The organism is Rhizobium sp. TRM96647 (assembly GCF_025780115.1).
Classification (GTDB): domain Bacteria; phylum Pseudomonadota; class Alphaproteobacteria; order Rhizobiales; family Rhizobiaceae; genus Mycoplana.
In genome coordinates this window covers 13,670-28,620 of the sequence record NZ_JAOXHF010000018.1, presented here as the reverse complement: position 1 = coordinate 28,620, position 14,951 = coordinate 13,670, and the positions used below count along the sequence as shown (strand labels likewise).

General features: G+C 63.9%; 11 protein-coding genes and 1 pseudogene. 1 reads left to right on the top strand and 11 read right to left on the bottom strand.

Features of this window, described 5'->3' with window-relative positions:
- Window positions 1-75: 75 nt before the first annotated feature.
- From OCK02_RS23570 to OCK02_RS23525, 11 genes and pseudogenes are all read right to left on the bottom strand, one after another.
- On the bottom strand, window positions 76-2,496 hold the full coding sequence (locus tag OCK02_RS23570; protein ID WP_263815136.1) for an MASE1 domain-containing protein: 2,421 nt from the start codon (window positions 2,494-2,496) through the stop codon (window positions 76-78).
- Between the two features lie 329 nt (window positions 2,497-2,825).
- Window positions 2,826-4,145: a glucoamylase family protein gene (locus tag OCK02_RS23565; protein ID WP_263815135.1), complete on the bottom strand. Its 1,320-nt coding sequence runs from the start codon at window positions 4,143-4,145 to the stop codon at window positions 2,826-2,828.
- A gap of 2 nt (window positions 4,146-4,147) precedes the next feature.
- Window positions 4,148-6,610 (bottom strand): phosphoketolase, encoded by a 2,463-nt coding sequence (locus OCK02_RS23560; RefSeq protein ID WP_263815134.1) that lies wholly within the window; start codon window positions 6,608-6,610, stop codon window positions 4,148-4,150.
- A 61-nt stretch (window positions 6,611-6,671) separates the two neighbouring features.
- Window positions 6,672-6,789, bottom strand: a pseudogene (locus OCK02_RS26275) (zinc-dependent alcohol dehydrogenase); the annotation flags it as partial.
- Between the two features lie 156 nt (window positions 6,790-6,945).
- Window positions 6,946-7,617 carry a CBS domain-containing protein gene (locus OCK02_RS23555; protein WP_263815133.1) on the bottom strand — a complete coding sequence of 224 codons (672 nt, stop codon included), beginning with the start codon at window positions 7,615-7,617 and terminating at the stop codon, window positions 6,946-6,948.
- A gap of 50 nt (window positions 7,618-7,667) precedes the next feature.
- A complete protein-coding gene (locus OCK02_RS23550; RefSeq protein ID WP_263815132.1) occupies window positions 7,668-7,805 on the bottom strand; it encodes a hypothetical protein in 138 nt (45 codons plus the stop codon).
- 171 nt (window positions 7,806-7,976) lie between these two features.
- Entirely contained in the window at window positions 7,977-9,107 is a 1,131-nt protein-coding gene (locus OCK02_RS23545) for a substrate-binding domain-containing protein (RefSeq protein ID WP_263815131.1), read from the bottom strand.
- Between the two features lie 54 nt (window positions 9,108-9,161).
- Complete coding sequence (locus OCK02_RS23540; protein ID WP_263815130.1) at window positions 9,162-10,145, bottom strand: ABC transporter permease; 984 nt, start codon at window positions 10,143-10,145, stop codon at window positions 9,162-9,164.
- On the bottom strand, window positions 10,142-11,110 hold the full coding sequence (locus OCK02_RS23535; RefSeq protein ID WP_263815129.1) for an ABC transporter permease: 969 nt from the start codon (window positions 11,108-11,110) through the stop codon (window positions 10,142-10,144). Before OCK02_RS23535 ends, OCK02_RS23540 begins: the two co-directional genes overlap by 4 nt.
- Entirely contained in the window at window positions 11,107-12,624 is a 1,518-nt protein-coding gene (locus tag OCK02_RS23530) for a sugar ABC transporter ATP-binding protein (protein ID WP_263815128.1), read from the bottom strand. The genes OCK02_RS23535 and OCK02_RS23530 overlap by 4 nt, the downstream gene beginning before the upstream one ends.
- Entirely contained in the window at window positions 12,621-13,481 is an 861-nt protein-coding gene (locus tag OCK02_RS23525) for a sugar phosphate isomerase/epimerase family protein (RefSeq protein WP_263815127.1), read from the bottom strand. Before OCK02_RS23525 ends, OCK02_RS23530 begins: the two co-directional genes overlap by 4 nt.
- A gap of 139 nt (window positions 13,482-13,620) precedes the next feature.
- Here OCK02_RS23525 and OCK02_RS23520 point away from each other — a divergent pair, with 139 nt between their 5' ends.
- A complete protein-coding gene (locus tag OCK02_RS23520; protein WP_263815126.1) occupies window positions 13,621-14,637 on the top strand; it encodes an AraC family transcriptional regulator in 1,017 nt (338 codons plus the stop codon).
- The last annotated feature ends 314 nt before the right edge of the window (window positions 14,638-14,951 follow it).

The following is a 14,951-nucleotide window of genomic DNA, read 5'->3' as shown; positions in this document are numbered from 1 at the left end:
GTTGAGCCGTCGCCGCGTATTCTTGTCCTTTCGCATTTGGCCAGGCGTTGTGCATACCCGAGATCCGGGATCTCATCATCCCGTCTCCGCCCCGACAGGCAGCGTGAAGGTGAATGTCGCCCCCTCCTGCTCGTTGTTCTCAAGCCACAATCGCCCGCCATGCGATTCCACGATCGACCGGCATATCGCGAGCCCCATGCCCATGCCGTGTTCCTTCGTGGTGAAGAATGGCTCGAAGATCTTCTCGGAAAACTCGACCCCTCTGCCACGATCGCTGATCTCGATCCGGATCGCGTCCCCCGGGTAGTGGGCGCGCACCCCCAGGACCCTGTCATCCGTGACGGAATCCATCGCATCCATGCCGTTGCGGATGAGATTGACGAGAACCTGCTGGATCTGGACGCGATCGAGCGAGACCGGCGGAAGGTCGCTTTCCACGTCGATCTTCATGCGGATGCGTCGCCGTGCGGCTTCCTCGGCCATGAGGTTCCGCGCACCGCCGATGACGCTCTCGATCGTCGTGCTCGTCCTCGTCTCCACCGAAGGCTTGAACAAGGCACGGATGTGGCGCACGACGTCGCTCGCCGAGTTCGCGTTCTCGATGATGCGCTCCACCGTTTTCCGGGCGCGTTCGAGATTTGGAGGCGCCGCTGCTAGCCAACCCTGGCACGCGCTGGAATTGGCGACGATCGCGGCAAGCGGTTGGTTCACTTCATGGGCGATCGCCGCGGAAAGCTCGGCAAGGCTCGCGGCCTGGGTCGCTCTTGCAAGGCTCTCCCGCGCCAGATGCAGCTCTTCCTCGACACGAACCTGGTCATCGATGTCGTGCGAGAGCCCAAACCACTGAATGATGTCTCCGCCGTCATCCCTCAGCGGCTCGGCGCGGCCGGACATCCAGCGATAGACACCATCCGCCCGGCGCATGCGGTAAAGGAGATTGAAGCCTTCGCCGGTGACAAGCGAGTGTTTGAGCGTCTCCTCCAGCCTGCCGATGTCTTCCGGATGGAACAGGGTCTCTATGGCGGCCGACAGCCGACCGGTACCCGCACCGTCGAAGTCGCCGACGTCCCGGCCGCAGAACGCGACCAGCCGCTTGCTGAAGAAGGTCGGCTCCCCCTTCGGAGACAGTCGCCAGAGCAGGCTCGGGACCATGTCGACAAGCTGCGACAGTTCGCGCTCCCGGTTGCGCAGTGCTTCCTGTGCGCGCATCTCGTCATCGATGTCGATGGATATCACGTACCATTGCACGATCGCGCCGTTTTGATCCCGCAACGGCTCGCCCCGGCCATCGACCCATCGGTACGCGCCATCGGCACGGCGCATGCGGTACCGCCAGGCGAAAGGCTCGCCGGTGGCAAAGGAATGGCGGGCCGTTGCGAGCAGTCCGGCAGCGTCGTCGGCGTGAACGAACGTCTGGATGGCCACCGCGAGCCGGCTTTCTCCCTGCTGGTCCAATTGGTTCAGGCCATCCACGCCAAAGAAGTCCAGCAGGCGCTTGTTGAAGAAGATCGGCTCCCCTTCAGCCGTCATGCGCCGGATATGGACAGGAACCATGTCCACGAGTTGTGAGAGTTCCCGCTCGCGCTCGCCCAGCGCGAGCAGCGCTTGCTGGTTCTGTCGGGATATGGCGGCCACGATAAGGGAGGAGAAGGCCGAGATCGCCAGAAAGAGCTGCAACATGACCTGCTTTTCCCGCTGGGTCGCGGGATCGCCGACAAAATGGCTGCCGCCGGAGATCGTGAGCGCCATCGTGATCAGGGCAAGGAGGGTCAGGGCGACGGCCACGCCCTTGAACTCGAAGCGCACGGCAGCCCAGAGAAGCGGCGGCATGATGATATAGGCGGAGGCCAGGTAGTCCGTACTCAGGGACAGCGCGGCAACGGCGAGAAAGACAAGCCCCAGGAGTCCGGCTTCCGTCCACCCCGCGGCAGAGAGCCTGATCCCGCCGCGCCATTGCTGGATCACCATCAGCGACACCGGGCCGACGAGAAGGATGCCGGTGGCGTCTCCGATCCAGAAGAGCGGCCATACTTCCGTAAACGTCTGGTCCGCGACCCCGAACCACGCAAGCGCAGCACTTCCCACCGTCGCGCTGGCCAATGGCGCGACGCCCGCGCCAAGTCCAACGAAGGCCAGAACGTCCCGCAGGGTCTCCATCCGGAGCGGCCGGCGGCAGGCCAGGTTCACGAGCGTCGCCCCGACTGCGGCACAGAGCGCATTGCCAACGTAGATGAGAAGACCCACGAGCGGCGGGCTATGGAACCATACGATCTGCGCGAACATCTCTGCAAGGCAGCCGGACAGCATCCACCACGGCCAGGTGTAGGGCGAAGTGAGGATCAGCGTCGCGACGAACACCCCTGCCGGCGGCCAGATGGACACCGTTATTCCGGGAACGATTGCAAGCGCATCGGCGAATCCGCAGCCGAGGACATAGGCTGCAAAAAACAGCCCGAGGTGCGAGAACCCGGGACGGTGAGACCATACGGACATCATCGGCTGCTCCTGCCGGACACGAAGGGCCTACGGCCGCCCTGCATCTGATATAACACATGTCCTCACGGCTTGGGCAGGCGGGCCCGTGGTTACACATCGGACGGGGCACGGTAGCGTCGCATTCCGTCTGGTACGGGATCGGGACGATAGTCTACCGGGAGGAATGAAGCCACGTCTTCCGCCCGCGACAAACTCCACCGCTTTCCTGCCGGGATCATCGCCCATGCGGTGAGGGTGAGATTGCGACGCCAGATGCGGCGACTTGGCCAACTGAGGACGGGTCGTGGACAATTTCGAGGGGCTGTATTCAGCCGGGCGGCACCGTCCGGCTATAGCCATCCGCCCTCGAACCCGGCGCGCCTGAGCCCCACCACGATCGGCTCGCAGCGGCGCATGATCTCCCACAGGAGACCTGTCCGGTAGTTCTCGATCATCAGGACGACCGGGCCCTGGTCGATGCCGAAGTGGCACGGACTGACCCACCAGCCTGTCTCGGTGCCCTCAAGCGGAAACGACCGGTTGAAGGACGGCTTGAAGCCGTAGAGCCGCGACATGCCGAGGTTCATGCGGGCAAAGTTCCAGACGGTCGGAATGACGATCTCCGGCGCGAACGGCAGCGAGGCGATGACCACCCAGGGCGACACGGTCCCGTCGTCCGGCCCGAAGGGAGCGCCGCGGGCAATGTAGTCGAAGAACTCCCGTTCCGTGCCGTCGATGGTTCGCTTGATCCAGCCCGGTCCGTCGCTGGCGGTGAACCCCCAGCAGTGCTCGCCATAGCCGGCAAAGCCGAGCGGGTTGCGGATCGCATATTCCTGCTGGACGAAGGTCGCGTGCCGGCTGTTCCTGAAATAGTCGCTGTTGTGCTCGCGCATGAAGTCGTCGCGAATGCCGCGGAAGTCGATCCACATGTGCGAAAGCTGGTGGGTGAACAGCGGCCCCGAATAGAGCAGTTCGCGGCCATAGATGTTTCGCCAGTCGTAGCTCTCGGTATAGGCGGCATAGGATTCGGCCGGCAGCGGATGGGTGGGCGAGCCGAGACCGAGAATGTAGAGCAGCAGCCCCTCGTCATAGCCGCGCCAGCGATAGGGAATGAAGCCGTTCTCCGGCCGCCAGCCATGGGTCAGCGTCAGGCCGTTGTCGCAGGCCCAATTCCAGTCCGCCCGCTCGTAGAGCGCGTTGGCGAGACGGCGGATCTCCGCCTCTTCCGCATCGTCGCCGTCGAAATAGGCGGCGACCGTCAACGCGCCGGCGAAGAGGAAGGCGGAATCGATCGTCGACAACTCGCAGTTCCAGACCCGTCGGCCCGTCTCGATATCGAGGAAATGGTAGAAGAACCCCTTGTAGCCGGACGTATCCGGTTCCGGCCCCTGCGGGCACTCCAGCAGGAATTTCAGGCGCCGGCGCGCAATCTTCGCGGCGAACTTGCGGATGATGATCCCCCGCTCGACCAGCACCGGGATCGTGGCGAGCGCCATGCCGACCGCGGCAATGCTTGCGGGCGCGTCGGAGGCCGTCTTGTCGCGCACGAGGCCGTTGTCGGGGTTGGTACAATGCAGGTAGTAGAGCAGCGTGGTGAACTGCAGCCGTGCCAGATCCTCATCGGTCGGCATCCGGTTCAGTTCGGGATCGGTCGAGAGCATCTCTTCCATGGCTAGGTGTTGTCACCCTCCGTGGACGTCGCTGCCCTCGTTTTGTCTCCGCCCTTGGCGCCCCATTTCCACCCGCTGATCGCCGGCATGTCGTCGCCGTGCTTCTCGATATACTCGCGATGCTCGATCAGCTTGGCCTGTATCGCCTGCTTGAAATAGGCGGCGCGGGCGCCGAGTTGCGGCAACCGGTCGATGACGTCGCCGACGAGATGGAAGCGATCCAGCTCGTTCAGCACCACCATGTCGAACGGCGTCGTCGTGGTGCCTTCCTCCTTGTAGCCGCGGACGTGCAGGTTCCTGTGGTTCGTCCTGCGATAGGTCAGCCGGTGGATCAGCCAGGGATACCCGTGAAAGGCGAAGATGATCGGTTTGTCCGTCGTGAAAAGCCCGTCGAAATCGCGATCCGAAAGCCCGTGCGGATGCTCCCTTTCCGGCTGCAGCTTCATCAGGTTGACGACGTTGATGACGCGAACCTTGATTTCCGGGAGGTGCTCCCGCAGCAACTGGACAGCGGCCAGCGTCTCGAGGGTGGGGACGTCACCGCAGCAAGCCATGACGACATCAGGCTCGCTGCCCCGGTCGTTGCTCGCCCATTCCCAGATGCCGATGCCCATGGCGCAATGACGGACCGCCTCCGGCATGGTCAGCCACTGCGGCGCCGGCTGCTTTCCGGCGACCACAACGTTCACATAGTTGCGGCTGCGCAGGCAATGGTCGGTGACCGAGAGCAGCGTGTTGGCATCCGGCGGCAGGTAGACGCGGACGACTTCGGCCTTCTTGTTGACCACGTGGTCGATGAAGCCGGGATCCTGGTGGCTGAAGCCGTTATGGTCCTGTCGCCAGACATGCGAGGAGAGGAAGTAGTTGAGCGAGGCGACAGGCCTGCGCCAAGGGATCTCGTTGCACACCTTCAGCCACTTGGCATGCTGGTTGAACATGGAATCGATGATGTGGATGAAGGCTTCGTAGCAAGAGAAGAAGCCGTGCCGGCCCGTCAGGAGATAGCCCTCGAGCCATCCCTGGCACTGATGTTCACTCAAGACCTCCATGATGCGCCCATCCGGCGAGAGGTGGTCGTCCTCGGGATAGATCTCGGCCATGTAGCAGCGGTCGGTGACTTCGAGCACGTCCTGCCAGCGATTGGAATTGTTTTCGTCCGGGCTGAACAGGCGGAAGTTCCTGTCGCCCATGTTCTCCTTCATCACGTCGCGCAGGAAGGCTCCCATCACCCGCGCCGACTCCGCCGTGGTCGCGCCGGGGCTTGGAACGTTGACCCCATATTTGCGGAAGTCGGGGAGCTTGAGATCGCGCAGCAGCAGACCGCCGTTGGCATGCGGATTGTCGCTCATGCGCCGTCGCCCGGCGGGGGCAAGGGCTGCCAGCTCCGGCCTGAGCGCGCCGCCCTCGTCGAAGAGTTCCTCGGGGCGATAGCTCTTCATCCAGCCTTCGAGGATGCGGATGTGCCCGGGCTTGTCCATCTCGCCCATCGGCACCTGGTGCGCGCGCCAGTAGCCCTCGCATTTCTTGCCGTCGATCTCTTCCGGGCAGGTCCAGCCCTTCGGTGTGCGGAAGACGATCATCGGCCAGGCGGGGCGCTTGAGGTTGCCGTTCTCGCGGGCGTCCTTCCAGATGTCCCTGATCTCGGCCGTCGCCGCGTCCATTGCCGCGGCCAGTTGCCGGTGGACGTCTTCCGGTTCGTGCCCCTCGACGAAATGGGGCCTGTAGCCCATGCCCTCGAAGAATTTCTGCAGCTCGTCCTTCGGGATGCGGGCGAGGAAACAGGGATTTGCGATCTTGTAGCCGTTCAGGTGCAGGATCGGCAGCACGGCGCCGTCGCGGGCGGGGTTGAGGAACTTGTTGCCCTGCCATCCCGTCGCAAGCGGCCCGGTCTCCGCCTCGCCGTCGCCGACGACGCAGGCGACGATGAGATCGGGATTGTCGAAGGCGGCGCCATAGGCGTGGCTCAAGGCATAGCCAAGTTCTCCACCCTCATGAATGCTGCCGGGCGTCTCGGGCGCCACGTGGCTCGGGATACCGCCGGGAAAGCTGAACTGCTTGAACAGTCGCTGCATGCCCTCCGTATCCTGGCTGATGTTGGGATAGAACTCGCTGTAGGTGCCCTCCAGATAGGCGTGTGCGACCAGCGAAGGTCCGCCGTGCCCCGGGCCGATCACGTAGATCATGTCGAGATCGTCGCGCCTGATGACGCGGTTGAGGTGCACGTACAGCATGTTCAGGCCCGGCGACGTGCCCCAGTGGCCGAGCAGCCGGGGCTTGACGTGCTCCCGCTTCAAGGGCTCGCGCAGCAGCGGATTGTCGAGCAGGTAGATCTGCCCGACCGACAGGTAATTCGACGCCCGCCAATAGGCGTCCATCAATCGAAGCTCATCCGTCGGCAGCGGCTCCGGTGCACGCGTGTTACCGGTTCCCGCGTCCCCTGCCGCTGGCGTTTCGCGCGATGCCATCCGATCCTCCCGAACAAAATGATTGGAATGATAAGGTCGTTACGATTGTCCGCTCCGCAGGCTACTGCAGCCTCATGACGATACGGCCGTCGACCTGGCCTGCTGCCCTCCGCGGCGAACTGCAGCGATCGCTCCAGGTCCTGCCGCGTGCCCACGATCGACCCGTGCACCATGATGCGCGTCCGGTCCAGGAGCGGGTACGGATAGTCCTTAACGACGAGCGGCATGCGGAACTGTCGAACGACGGCGACCCTCATGGTTTGTGCCATTCTCGGTTCCTCTCTCATGCATCAACTGCGAGCCGGCATCACCACGGGAGTGCCGATCTTCGAATGCTACTGCGGAGACGGATCCGGAAAATGCTCCACGACGCCTCTGACACCGTGCACGTTCTCGGCAAGGATGCGCGCGGCACGCCGGCAATCGGCCGTCTCCACGACGCCCCACAAATGCACGACCCCGCCTGTGACCGCGACGGTGATGTCCAGGCTCTCAAGACCCGTGTTTTCCCCAAGGCGCGCGACGATGCTTCGCCGGATCGCTTCATCGTCCGCCAGCGTCTCATCCGGCTTTGCAGCCAGGATGACCTGCAGAAGGTCGGCACGGCTGACGATGCCGACGAGCTCTCCGTTACGCACGACCGGAATCCGCTTGATGCCGTGTTCCTGCATGAGCCTTGCGGCACGCGAGACAGACGCATCCTCGTCGATCGTGACCGGATCCGCCGTCATGGCATCGCCGACCCGCCACGAGGACCTCTGGACAAACGCGCTCGCTCGCGCATCCGGCGCAAGCGTCAGGTCCCCCGGCGACGCGACCATACCGCTGCACAGCTCCGTCCGCCGGATCAGATCGCCTTCGCTGAGAACGCCAACGAGTTTCCCCTCGTCATCGACGACCGGAAGCCCGCTGACATGATGGTCGAGCATGATCCTGGCGGCCTGCCTGACACTGTTGTCAGGGGACAGTCGGACAACCTGCACTGTCATGACATCCTTGGCGCGCATGGGAATCCCACTCAGGCAATGGCCTCGCTAACGTCATCAGAAGATACAGACTAAACCTGCTGGAGTTCTTCGACAACAGCACGCCGCTTTCCTATCTCATCGGCTGCGGTAACGGCGTCGTCGTTGACCACGAATATCAATTGTCTTGCGCCGCCCACCCCATGCCGACAGGCCAGGGCAACCGACATTGCGGCCGGCTCCTACCGCGCGGCTGACGGCCGTGGGGACGTCAATACCAGGGTATGGCCGGAAAAGCTGCTTGTGTTCCCAAAGGTCAACATGGCGCTACGGGGCGCGCCGCATGGCGACTGTCACTTGTGATGGAGGGGGCAAACATGGCCCCCTTCAATGTAACAAAGCTATTTCTTGCCACCCCAAAGTTCGGGGTATCCGGGCAGCTCCTGGCAACCGCAGAGGCTGTAATGCAGCGGTGGCATGCGATCATCGATATATTCGGCGAGTACGTCCTCGGTTATCGCCGGTTGCGGCAGCACCCATTCAGGACCGGGAACTTGCTTGCCCTCGAGCACGTCGAGCGCAGCGATGACGGCCGTGCGCCACTGGTAGGTCGGATAGGACGGGCCGATCGCCGTCAGCTTTTCCGATTGCCACTTGCGCAGGAAGTCCTGCTGGTCCTCGCCACTGATGACCGGATAGGGCAGGCCTGCATCCTCGAAGGCTTCGAGCGCGGCTGTCGCCGTATCGCCGGCGTCCATCCAGACCGCATCGATCTTCTCGCCGCGGTTGATGTAGTCCTCGACGACGGACTTGGTCTTCGCCCGGTCGCTTCCGGTGAATTCCGAGCCGACAACGTTGATGCCGGCCTCGTCGAAGATGTTCTTGGCGGCCGAGTAGCGGGTTTCCAACACGTCGACGCCGGGCATGATGCGCAGCGCAAGCACGTTGTCGCCCTTCTTCAGCTTGCTGGCGATGAACTCGCCCGAGGTGATGCCGAAGCCGTAGCCGCCGACCGGGTGAATGTAGGTGACCGGGCAGGACGTGTTGACGCCGCGGTCGAAGACGATGACCGGAAGCTTGTCGCAGGCCGCCTCGACGGCCGGCGTCAGCGCCGCCGTCGTGTTCGGCGAGACGATCAGTGCATCGCACTTGCCGCCGCTGACCAGCGCCTCGATGTCGGAGATCTGCTTGTCGTCCTTGCCCTCCGCGTCGACGACGACCAGCTCCTTGAGGCGGTCCTTGTGCAGCTCGGCCTCGGCGTTGAGGTTGTTGAGGCCGACCACGCGCCAGGGGTTGAAGACGCCGGCGTTGGAGAAGCAGAGCGTTACCTGCCCGTCCTTCTTGTACTTGGCCGTATCGACCATGCCGTCGCCAAGATGCTGCGCCCAGGGCTGGCCTTCCGGCCCCTGCGGCGTCATGGAAAGCTGCTCGCGCTGCTTCTTGAATTCGGCCGGATCGTTAAAATCCTGCGCCAGCGCCTGACCGGCGAATGTGAGCGCCACCGTCGTCGCCAGTAGTCCCCTCAGTGTCATGTCTTCCTCCTCCAGAAAGCCGGCTGCGCCGGCGGTTGATATCGAATACCGGGTTCAGGTCCGCCGGCGGATGCGCCACGTGCTGGCGCCGACGGCAGCGATCAGGATCAGCCCCTGAATGCTGTCGCGCAGCGCCTGCGGCAGGCCCAATAGATTGAGCAAGGTGAAGAGCGCGAAGAGGCTGAGCGCCCCGAAGACCGCGCTCCAGATGGAGCCGCGCCCGCCGAGGAGTTGCGCGCCACCGATGACGCAGGCAGCGATCGCCTGCAGTTCCAGCCCCTCGCCCGCATTGACGGAAACACCGGAGAAGCCGCCGATCAGGATGCCGGCTGTCACGGCCGAGACCGCCGAGACCACGAAGGCGAGAATCCGTGTCGCCGCGACCGGCGTTCCGGCGAGTTCGGCCGCGCGCGGATTGTCGCCGACGGCGAGCGCCCGCTTGCCATAGACCGTGCCGTTCAGGCCGAACCAGACGAGCGCCACGAAGCCGGCGAGTACGACCGCTGCAAGCGGAAGCGTACCGATCACCGGCACGTCGCGCCAGACGAGCCGCCCGAGATTGCGGAAATTGTCCGGTAGGTCACCGCGCGCCGCCCCGCCGGACCAGGCGAGCGCCAGCCCGTTGACGAGAAGCATGGTGCCGAGGGTTGTAATGATCGAAGGCACCTTGAGGAAGGTGACGACGAGACCATTCACCAGGCCGACGGCAATACCCATGGCATAGAGCGCGCCGATGACCGCCCAGGTGGTATCGGGATCCCCGTTGATGAGGATCGAAGCGGCCAGCACCACGAGCGTCGCGACCGCGCCCATGGAGAGATCGAAGCCGCCCGTCAGGATGACATAGAGCTGTCCGCAGGCGAGAATGACGAGCGGTGCCGCTCGTCGCAGGAAGTTCATGAACAGGCCGAGCTCCAGATAGTTCGGCTGGAGAAAGGCAATGGCTGCGTAGAGGGCAACGAAGATCACGAGGCCGGCATTGAGGGCGAGGCGCGCCGGGCGGCGAAGGGACAAAGAGGTCTGCGGAACGGTGGTCATGCGACATGCCCCCTTGCGCGAACGGCATGGACGGCGACGGCGGCGATCACAATGGCCCCACGCAGCACCTGTTTGAGGAAGGCGTCGATGCCGAGCATGTTGAAACCCGCATCGAGGCTGGCGAACAGCAGGACACCAGCGAGCGTACCCGCAACGCCACCCTTGCCGCCAGCAAGTATCGTGCCGCCGATGACGGTGACGGCGATCGATTCGAGATCGTAGATGCCGTCGCGGCCGATCCATGGCGTGCCGGATTGTAGCCGCGCGGCGAGATAAAGCCCTGCGGCGCCGGCAAAGAGGCTGGCGACCAAATGGGCGAACAGAATGACCCGCTCCGTGCGGATGCCGGCAAGCCGCGCACCATCGGGGTTGCCGCCGACCGCATAGATGCGCGCGCCGAAGAGCGTGCGGTCGAGCACAAAGCCGGCAACAAGCGACAGGCTAGCGAGAAGCAGCAGCGAATAGGGCACGCCCAGAACGCTGCCATAGGCGACGACCTGAAACTCCCGCGCCACGGAACCCTGAAGCGCGCCGAACGATGCAGCGAGGACGCCCTGGATGACAAGGCCGGTTCCAAGCGTCGCGATCAATGGATTGATGCCGCCATAGGCGACCAGCGCGCCGTTGACGAAGCCCACCGCGATGCAAAGACCGAGACACAGGAGAACCGCTGGCAGCATCATCGCCGGATCGCCCTGCATGATGTGCGAGGCGAGGACGGCGACGGCGCTGATCAGCGCGGCGACGGAGAGATCGATCGAACCGACGAGGATCACGAAAGTCTGGCCGATCGCGACGAGTCCGAGCGCAACCATACGCTGAAGCAGGCCGGCAATGCCCTGCCCGCTCAACTGCGCGGTTTCGCCGGTCGCAAGCGCCACGACGACGAAAAATCCTATGGAAAGTCCCGCAAGCAGGACGGCGACGGACAGGCCCGGCTTCGGCTTCACAACATCCGTCGTCATGCGCCGGACTCCTCGTGTCGCGCCTCTGCAAGGCCGAGCGCAAGATGCATGATGTCCTCTTCACTCGCGCCTCGCGGCACGGCACCGGACAGGCGGCCCTGGTGCATGACGAGCACGCGGTCGGCAATGCCGATGAGTTCCGGCATGTCGGAGGAGATGACGACGATGCCGCGGCCGGCATCGGCGAAGCGCCGCATCGTGTCGTAGATGGCCGCCTTGGCCGCGATGTCGATGCCGCGCGTCGGCTCGACGAAGACGAGAATGTCCGACGCCTGGGCCAGCCAGCGCACGATGATCGCCTTTTGCTGGTTGCCGCCCGAGAGCGTGCCGATCTCCTGGCCGAAATTCGCCGCACGCACGTCCATCGCGCGCAGCCTTTCGTCGATGACAGCGGACGCAAGCGCGCCACTCTGCGGGCGCGTGAAAAAGCCGGCCATGGAACGCAGCGTCAGGAGCGCATTGTCGCGTACGGACTGGCGCAGCGCCAGCCCCTCGCGCTTGCGGTCGCCCGGCAGGTAGCCGATACCGGCGGCCGTGGCCTGCCGCGGCGTGCGAAGAGCGATCGTCTCGCCGCGAAGCGCAACCGTGCCGTCTATAAAGGGAACATCCCCGACGAGCGCCTGCGCGAGCGCACCCTTGCCGGAATCCTCCAGCCCCGCCACGCCGACGATCTCGCCGGCCCGCACATCGAAGGTAATATCGCGCAAACCGGAATTCGTCCCACCCGTGATGGCAACGAGGACCTCGCCCGGCGCGGAAGCGGGCGGGGACGGATAGAAATCCTTGAGGTCGCGGCCGACCATGGCGCGCACGATCTCGCTGATGGGCGCGGCATCGCGCGGCCGTGTCCAGATCTTCTGGCCGTCCTTGAGGATGGTGATGCGGTCGGCGATGGCCGTGACCTCGGGCATGCGGTGGGAGATATAAATGATCGAAACGCCCTCCCCGCGAAGCCCATCGACCAGATTGAGAAGCGTGCGGCTGTCGCGCTCGTCGAGCGCGGCCGTGGGTTCGTCCATGACGAGGATGCGCGCATCGAGCAGGAGCGCCTTGGCGATTTCGACCAGTTGCTGCAGGGCGATGGAAAGCGAAGAGACCAGCGCCTGCGGGTCGATCTGCGCACCGATGCGATCAAGAAGCGCTGCGGCCCTCTCCCGCATCGCCGCCTTGTCCAGGATGCCGTGCCGCGCGATCTCGCGTCCCATGAAGATGTTGTCCGCCACCGTGCGGTGCGGCAGAAGGCTGAGTTCCTGGTGGATGATCGCGATACCCGCTTCCGCCGCCTGCCGGGGATGTGTGAATTGCACCGTCTTTCCAGCGAGATGAATGGTCCCGGCATCAGGCCTGTAGCTGCCGCCGAGGATTTTCATCAGCGTCGATTTTCCGGCACCGTTTTCGCCGCAGATCGCGTGGACCTCGCCCGGCAGGCACTCGAAATCCACGCCGTCGAGCGCGCGAACACCCGGAAAGGCCTTACTGATACCGGTCATGCTGAGAGAGGGGACGGCCGTCATGCCAGCCGCTCTCCCGCCGCCGCCCATTCCCGGCGGATGAAGGCGACGCTTTCGGCAAAGAGGCTGTCGAGATCGTCGAACAGGTCGCGCCAGACGCGCGTCGCGCCGGCAAGTTCCGGCAGGGCACGGCCGAAGGATTCGACGGTCAGCCAGCCGTCATAGCCGCAGCGGCGCAGCGCGTCGAAATGCGCCGCGAACGGCACATGGCCGGAACCGGGTACGCCACGGTCGTTTTCGGAGACGTGGAAATGGTTGATCTCGCCGTGATAGCGCTCATAGGTCGCCGGCGGATCCTTTTCCTCGATATTGGCGTGGAACGTGTCGAACATGTAGCCATAATTGGGGTGGTTGATGGCGTGGTGGATCGCCGATGCCTGGGCGATGGTCGACATCATGTAGCATTCGAAACGGTTGACGGCCTCCGCCGAAATGCGAATTCCGGCAGGCGCTGCATAGTCTGCCAGCGCGCGCATCGCCTCGACGCAGCGGTCGAATTCCTCGGGCGTCGGCCCGAAACCGGTGAAGACGCCGACGGGCGAATGCAGCGGACCTGCAATGATCTCGCCACCCATCGCCGCCGTGCAGTCGACGATCCAGCGATGATGATCACGTGCTTTTGCGCGTATGGATGCATCCGCACTCACCGGATTGGCTTGCGGCGTGGCGACGGCGGCAGCCCCGGCCACAAGGCCGATATCGGCAAGCAGCCGGCCGAGCGCCGCATAGTGCTGCTCGCTGCCGGAGAAGACGGGGATTTCCACTGCGTCATACCCCAGCGCCTTCAGCCGTTCGAGCTGGCGCGCGTGCTGCATGCCAATGTCTGTGCCGATCACGAGCAGGTTGAATGCGACTTTCACTGGTGTCCTCCCCTTCCCGCGCCAACCCGTCCCCGTCAGGCATCCGCGACGAAGGCACAATGGCAGGCTTGACTCGGCAATTCTTGCGGATGACAACAGTGGTAAATTTCTTAAGTCATTTTGTGTTGGGAGGCGCGAAGTGAACAGACATGCCGTCATATCCGCGGCCGATTGCCGGCCTTCGGTCTTCCGCCAGCCCGGCTCGACCATGTATGCGGACAATTGCAAGGAATTACAGGCCGCCGCCCGTCAGGGCGAGGTCGAGCTTCACGCCTGGACGCGCGGCAGCTACCCCGGCATTTCGCTCGGCGAACGCCTGCCGGGCATCCGTACCGTCGGTTTCTGGGATGCGCGGCATAGCCAGTCCTGGGGGCTCGGCCGACATTGCAACGAGGGCTTCAAGATCGCCTATCTTGCCCGCGGCAGCCTCGATCTGGTGGTGGACGACCGGACCTACGCGTTCAAGCAGGGCCAGTTCATCGTTATCCGCCCGTGGCAACTGCACGCCATCGGCAATCCGAATGTCGGCCCGAGCCGGCTTCTCTGGATCATTCTCGACGCGGGCCTTCGCCGGCCAAGCGAGACGCCCGACTGGCCGGACTGGCTGGTTTTCTCCACAGACGAGGCCGAACGACTAGGCGAGATCCTGACTCAGAACAATCAGCCAGTCTGGGACGGCGGCGCGGAACTCTGCCGCGCCTTCGAGGCGATCCCGTCGATCCTGCTCGACCGTAGTCCGCAGGACGGGGAAACGCGCCTGAAAGTGGCGATCAACGCCATGATGCTGAGCCTGATCGACCGGATGAGCGAGCAGGTCCCGACACTCGACCCGGATCTCTCGACTTCGCAGCACACAGTCGCGATCTTCCTGCGGCGGCTCGCCCATGCGCTGGAGGAGGACTGGTCGCTTGAAGGAATGGCGGAGGAATGTGGGCTCTCACGCACCCGTTTTTCCGATTATTGCAAGAAGCTCACCAACATGGCGCCGCGCCAGTACCTACAGCATCTGCGCCTGGAACAGGCCTCGCGCCTCCTCCAGGAACGGTGCAACACGAGCGTTACAGAAATCGCGCTGAGCTGCGGCTTCAATTCGAGCCAGTATTTCTCCAACGCCTTCAAGAAACGATATGGGCATGCACCAAGGAACTACAGATAGACAATAAGCTCCTGAGGAAAAACGGCTTCACACGGTAGATCAACCACACGACAAGCGTCTGTCATCGCGGGATGATTCCGACGGACCAGGATTGAAAGAGAGTCCTGATGCGAGCTTTCTTTTGGCGCTCCGATCAATCCAGCAGGGCACCGTTAAGTTGTCGAACGATTGGCGCAGGGTCGCTAGCGTGTTGGTCGTCACGCTGCCGATTTCGCGCCAGATCTGCGTGGCGACGTTGCGTAAGGTCACGGTGCTCGGCCGAGCTCGCAGCAGCATGTGAGTGAATCGCCGTCACGTCGCCACTTTGCTCGGCC

What these genes read in the sequence shown, in the direction of transcription:
- OCK02_RS23570 (WP_263815136.1), bottom strand. Translation starts at nt 2,496, where the DNA reads ATGATGTCCGTATGGTCTCACCGTCCCGGGTTCTCGCACCTCGGGCTG.
- OCK02_RS23565 (WP_263815135.1), bottom strand. Translation starts at nt 4,145, where the DNA reads ATGGAAGAGATGCTCTCGACCGATCCCGAACTGAACCGGATGCCGACC.
- OCK02_RS23560 (WP_263815134.1), bottom strand. Translation starts at nt 6,610, where the DNA reads ATGGCATCGCGCGAAACGCCAGCGGCAGGGGACGCGGGAACCGGTAAC.
- OCK02_RS23555 (WP_263815133.1), bottom strand. Translation starts at nt 7,617, where the DNA reads ATGCGCGCCAAGGATGTCATGACAGTGCAGGTTGTCCGACTGTCCCCT.
- OCK02_RS23550 (WP_263815132.1), bottom strand. Translation starts at nt 7,805, where the DNA reads ATGTCGGTTGCCCTGGCCTGTCGGCATGGGGTGGGCGGCGCAAGACAA.
- OCK02_RS23545 (WP_263815131.1), bottom strand. Translation starts at nt 9,107, where the DNA reads ATGACACTGAGGGGACTACTGGCGACGACGGTGGCGCTCACATTCGCC.
- OCK02_RS23540 (WP_263815130.1), bottom strand. Translation starts at nt 10,145, where the DNA reads ATGACCACCGTTCCGCAGACCTCTTTGTCCCTTCGCCGCCCGGCGCGC.
- OCK02_RS23535 (WP_263815129.1), bottom strand. Translation starts at nt 11,110, where the DNA reads ATGACGACGGATGTTGTGAAGCCGAAGCCGGGCCTGTCCGTCGCCGTC.
- OCK02_RS23530 (WP_263815128.1), bottom strand. Translation starts at nt 12,624, where the DNA reads ATGACGGCCGTCCCCTCTCTCAGCATGACCGGTATCAGTAAGGCCTTT.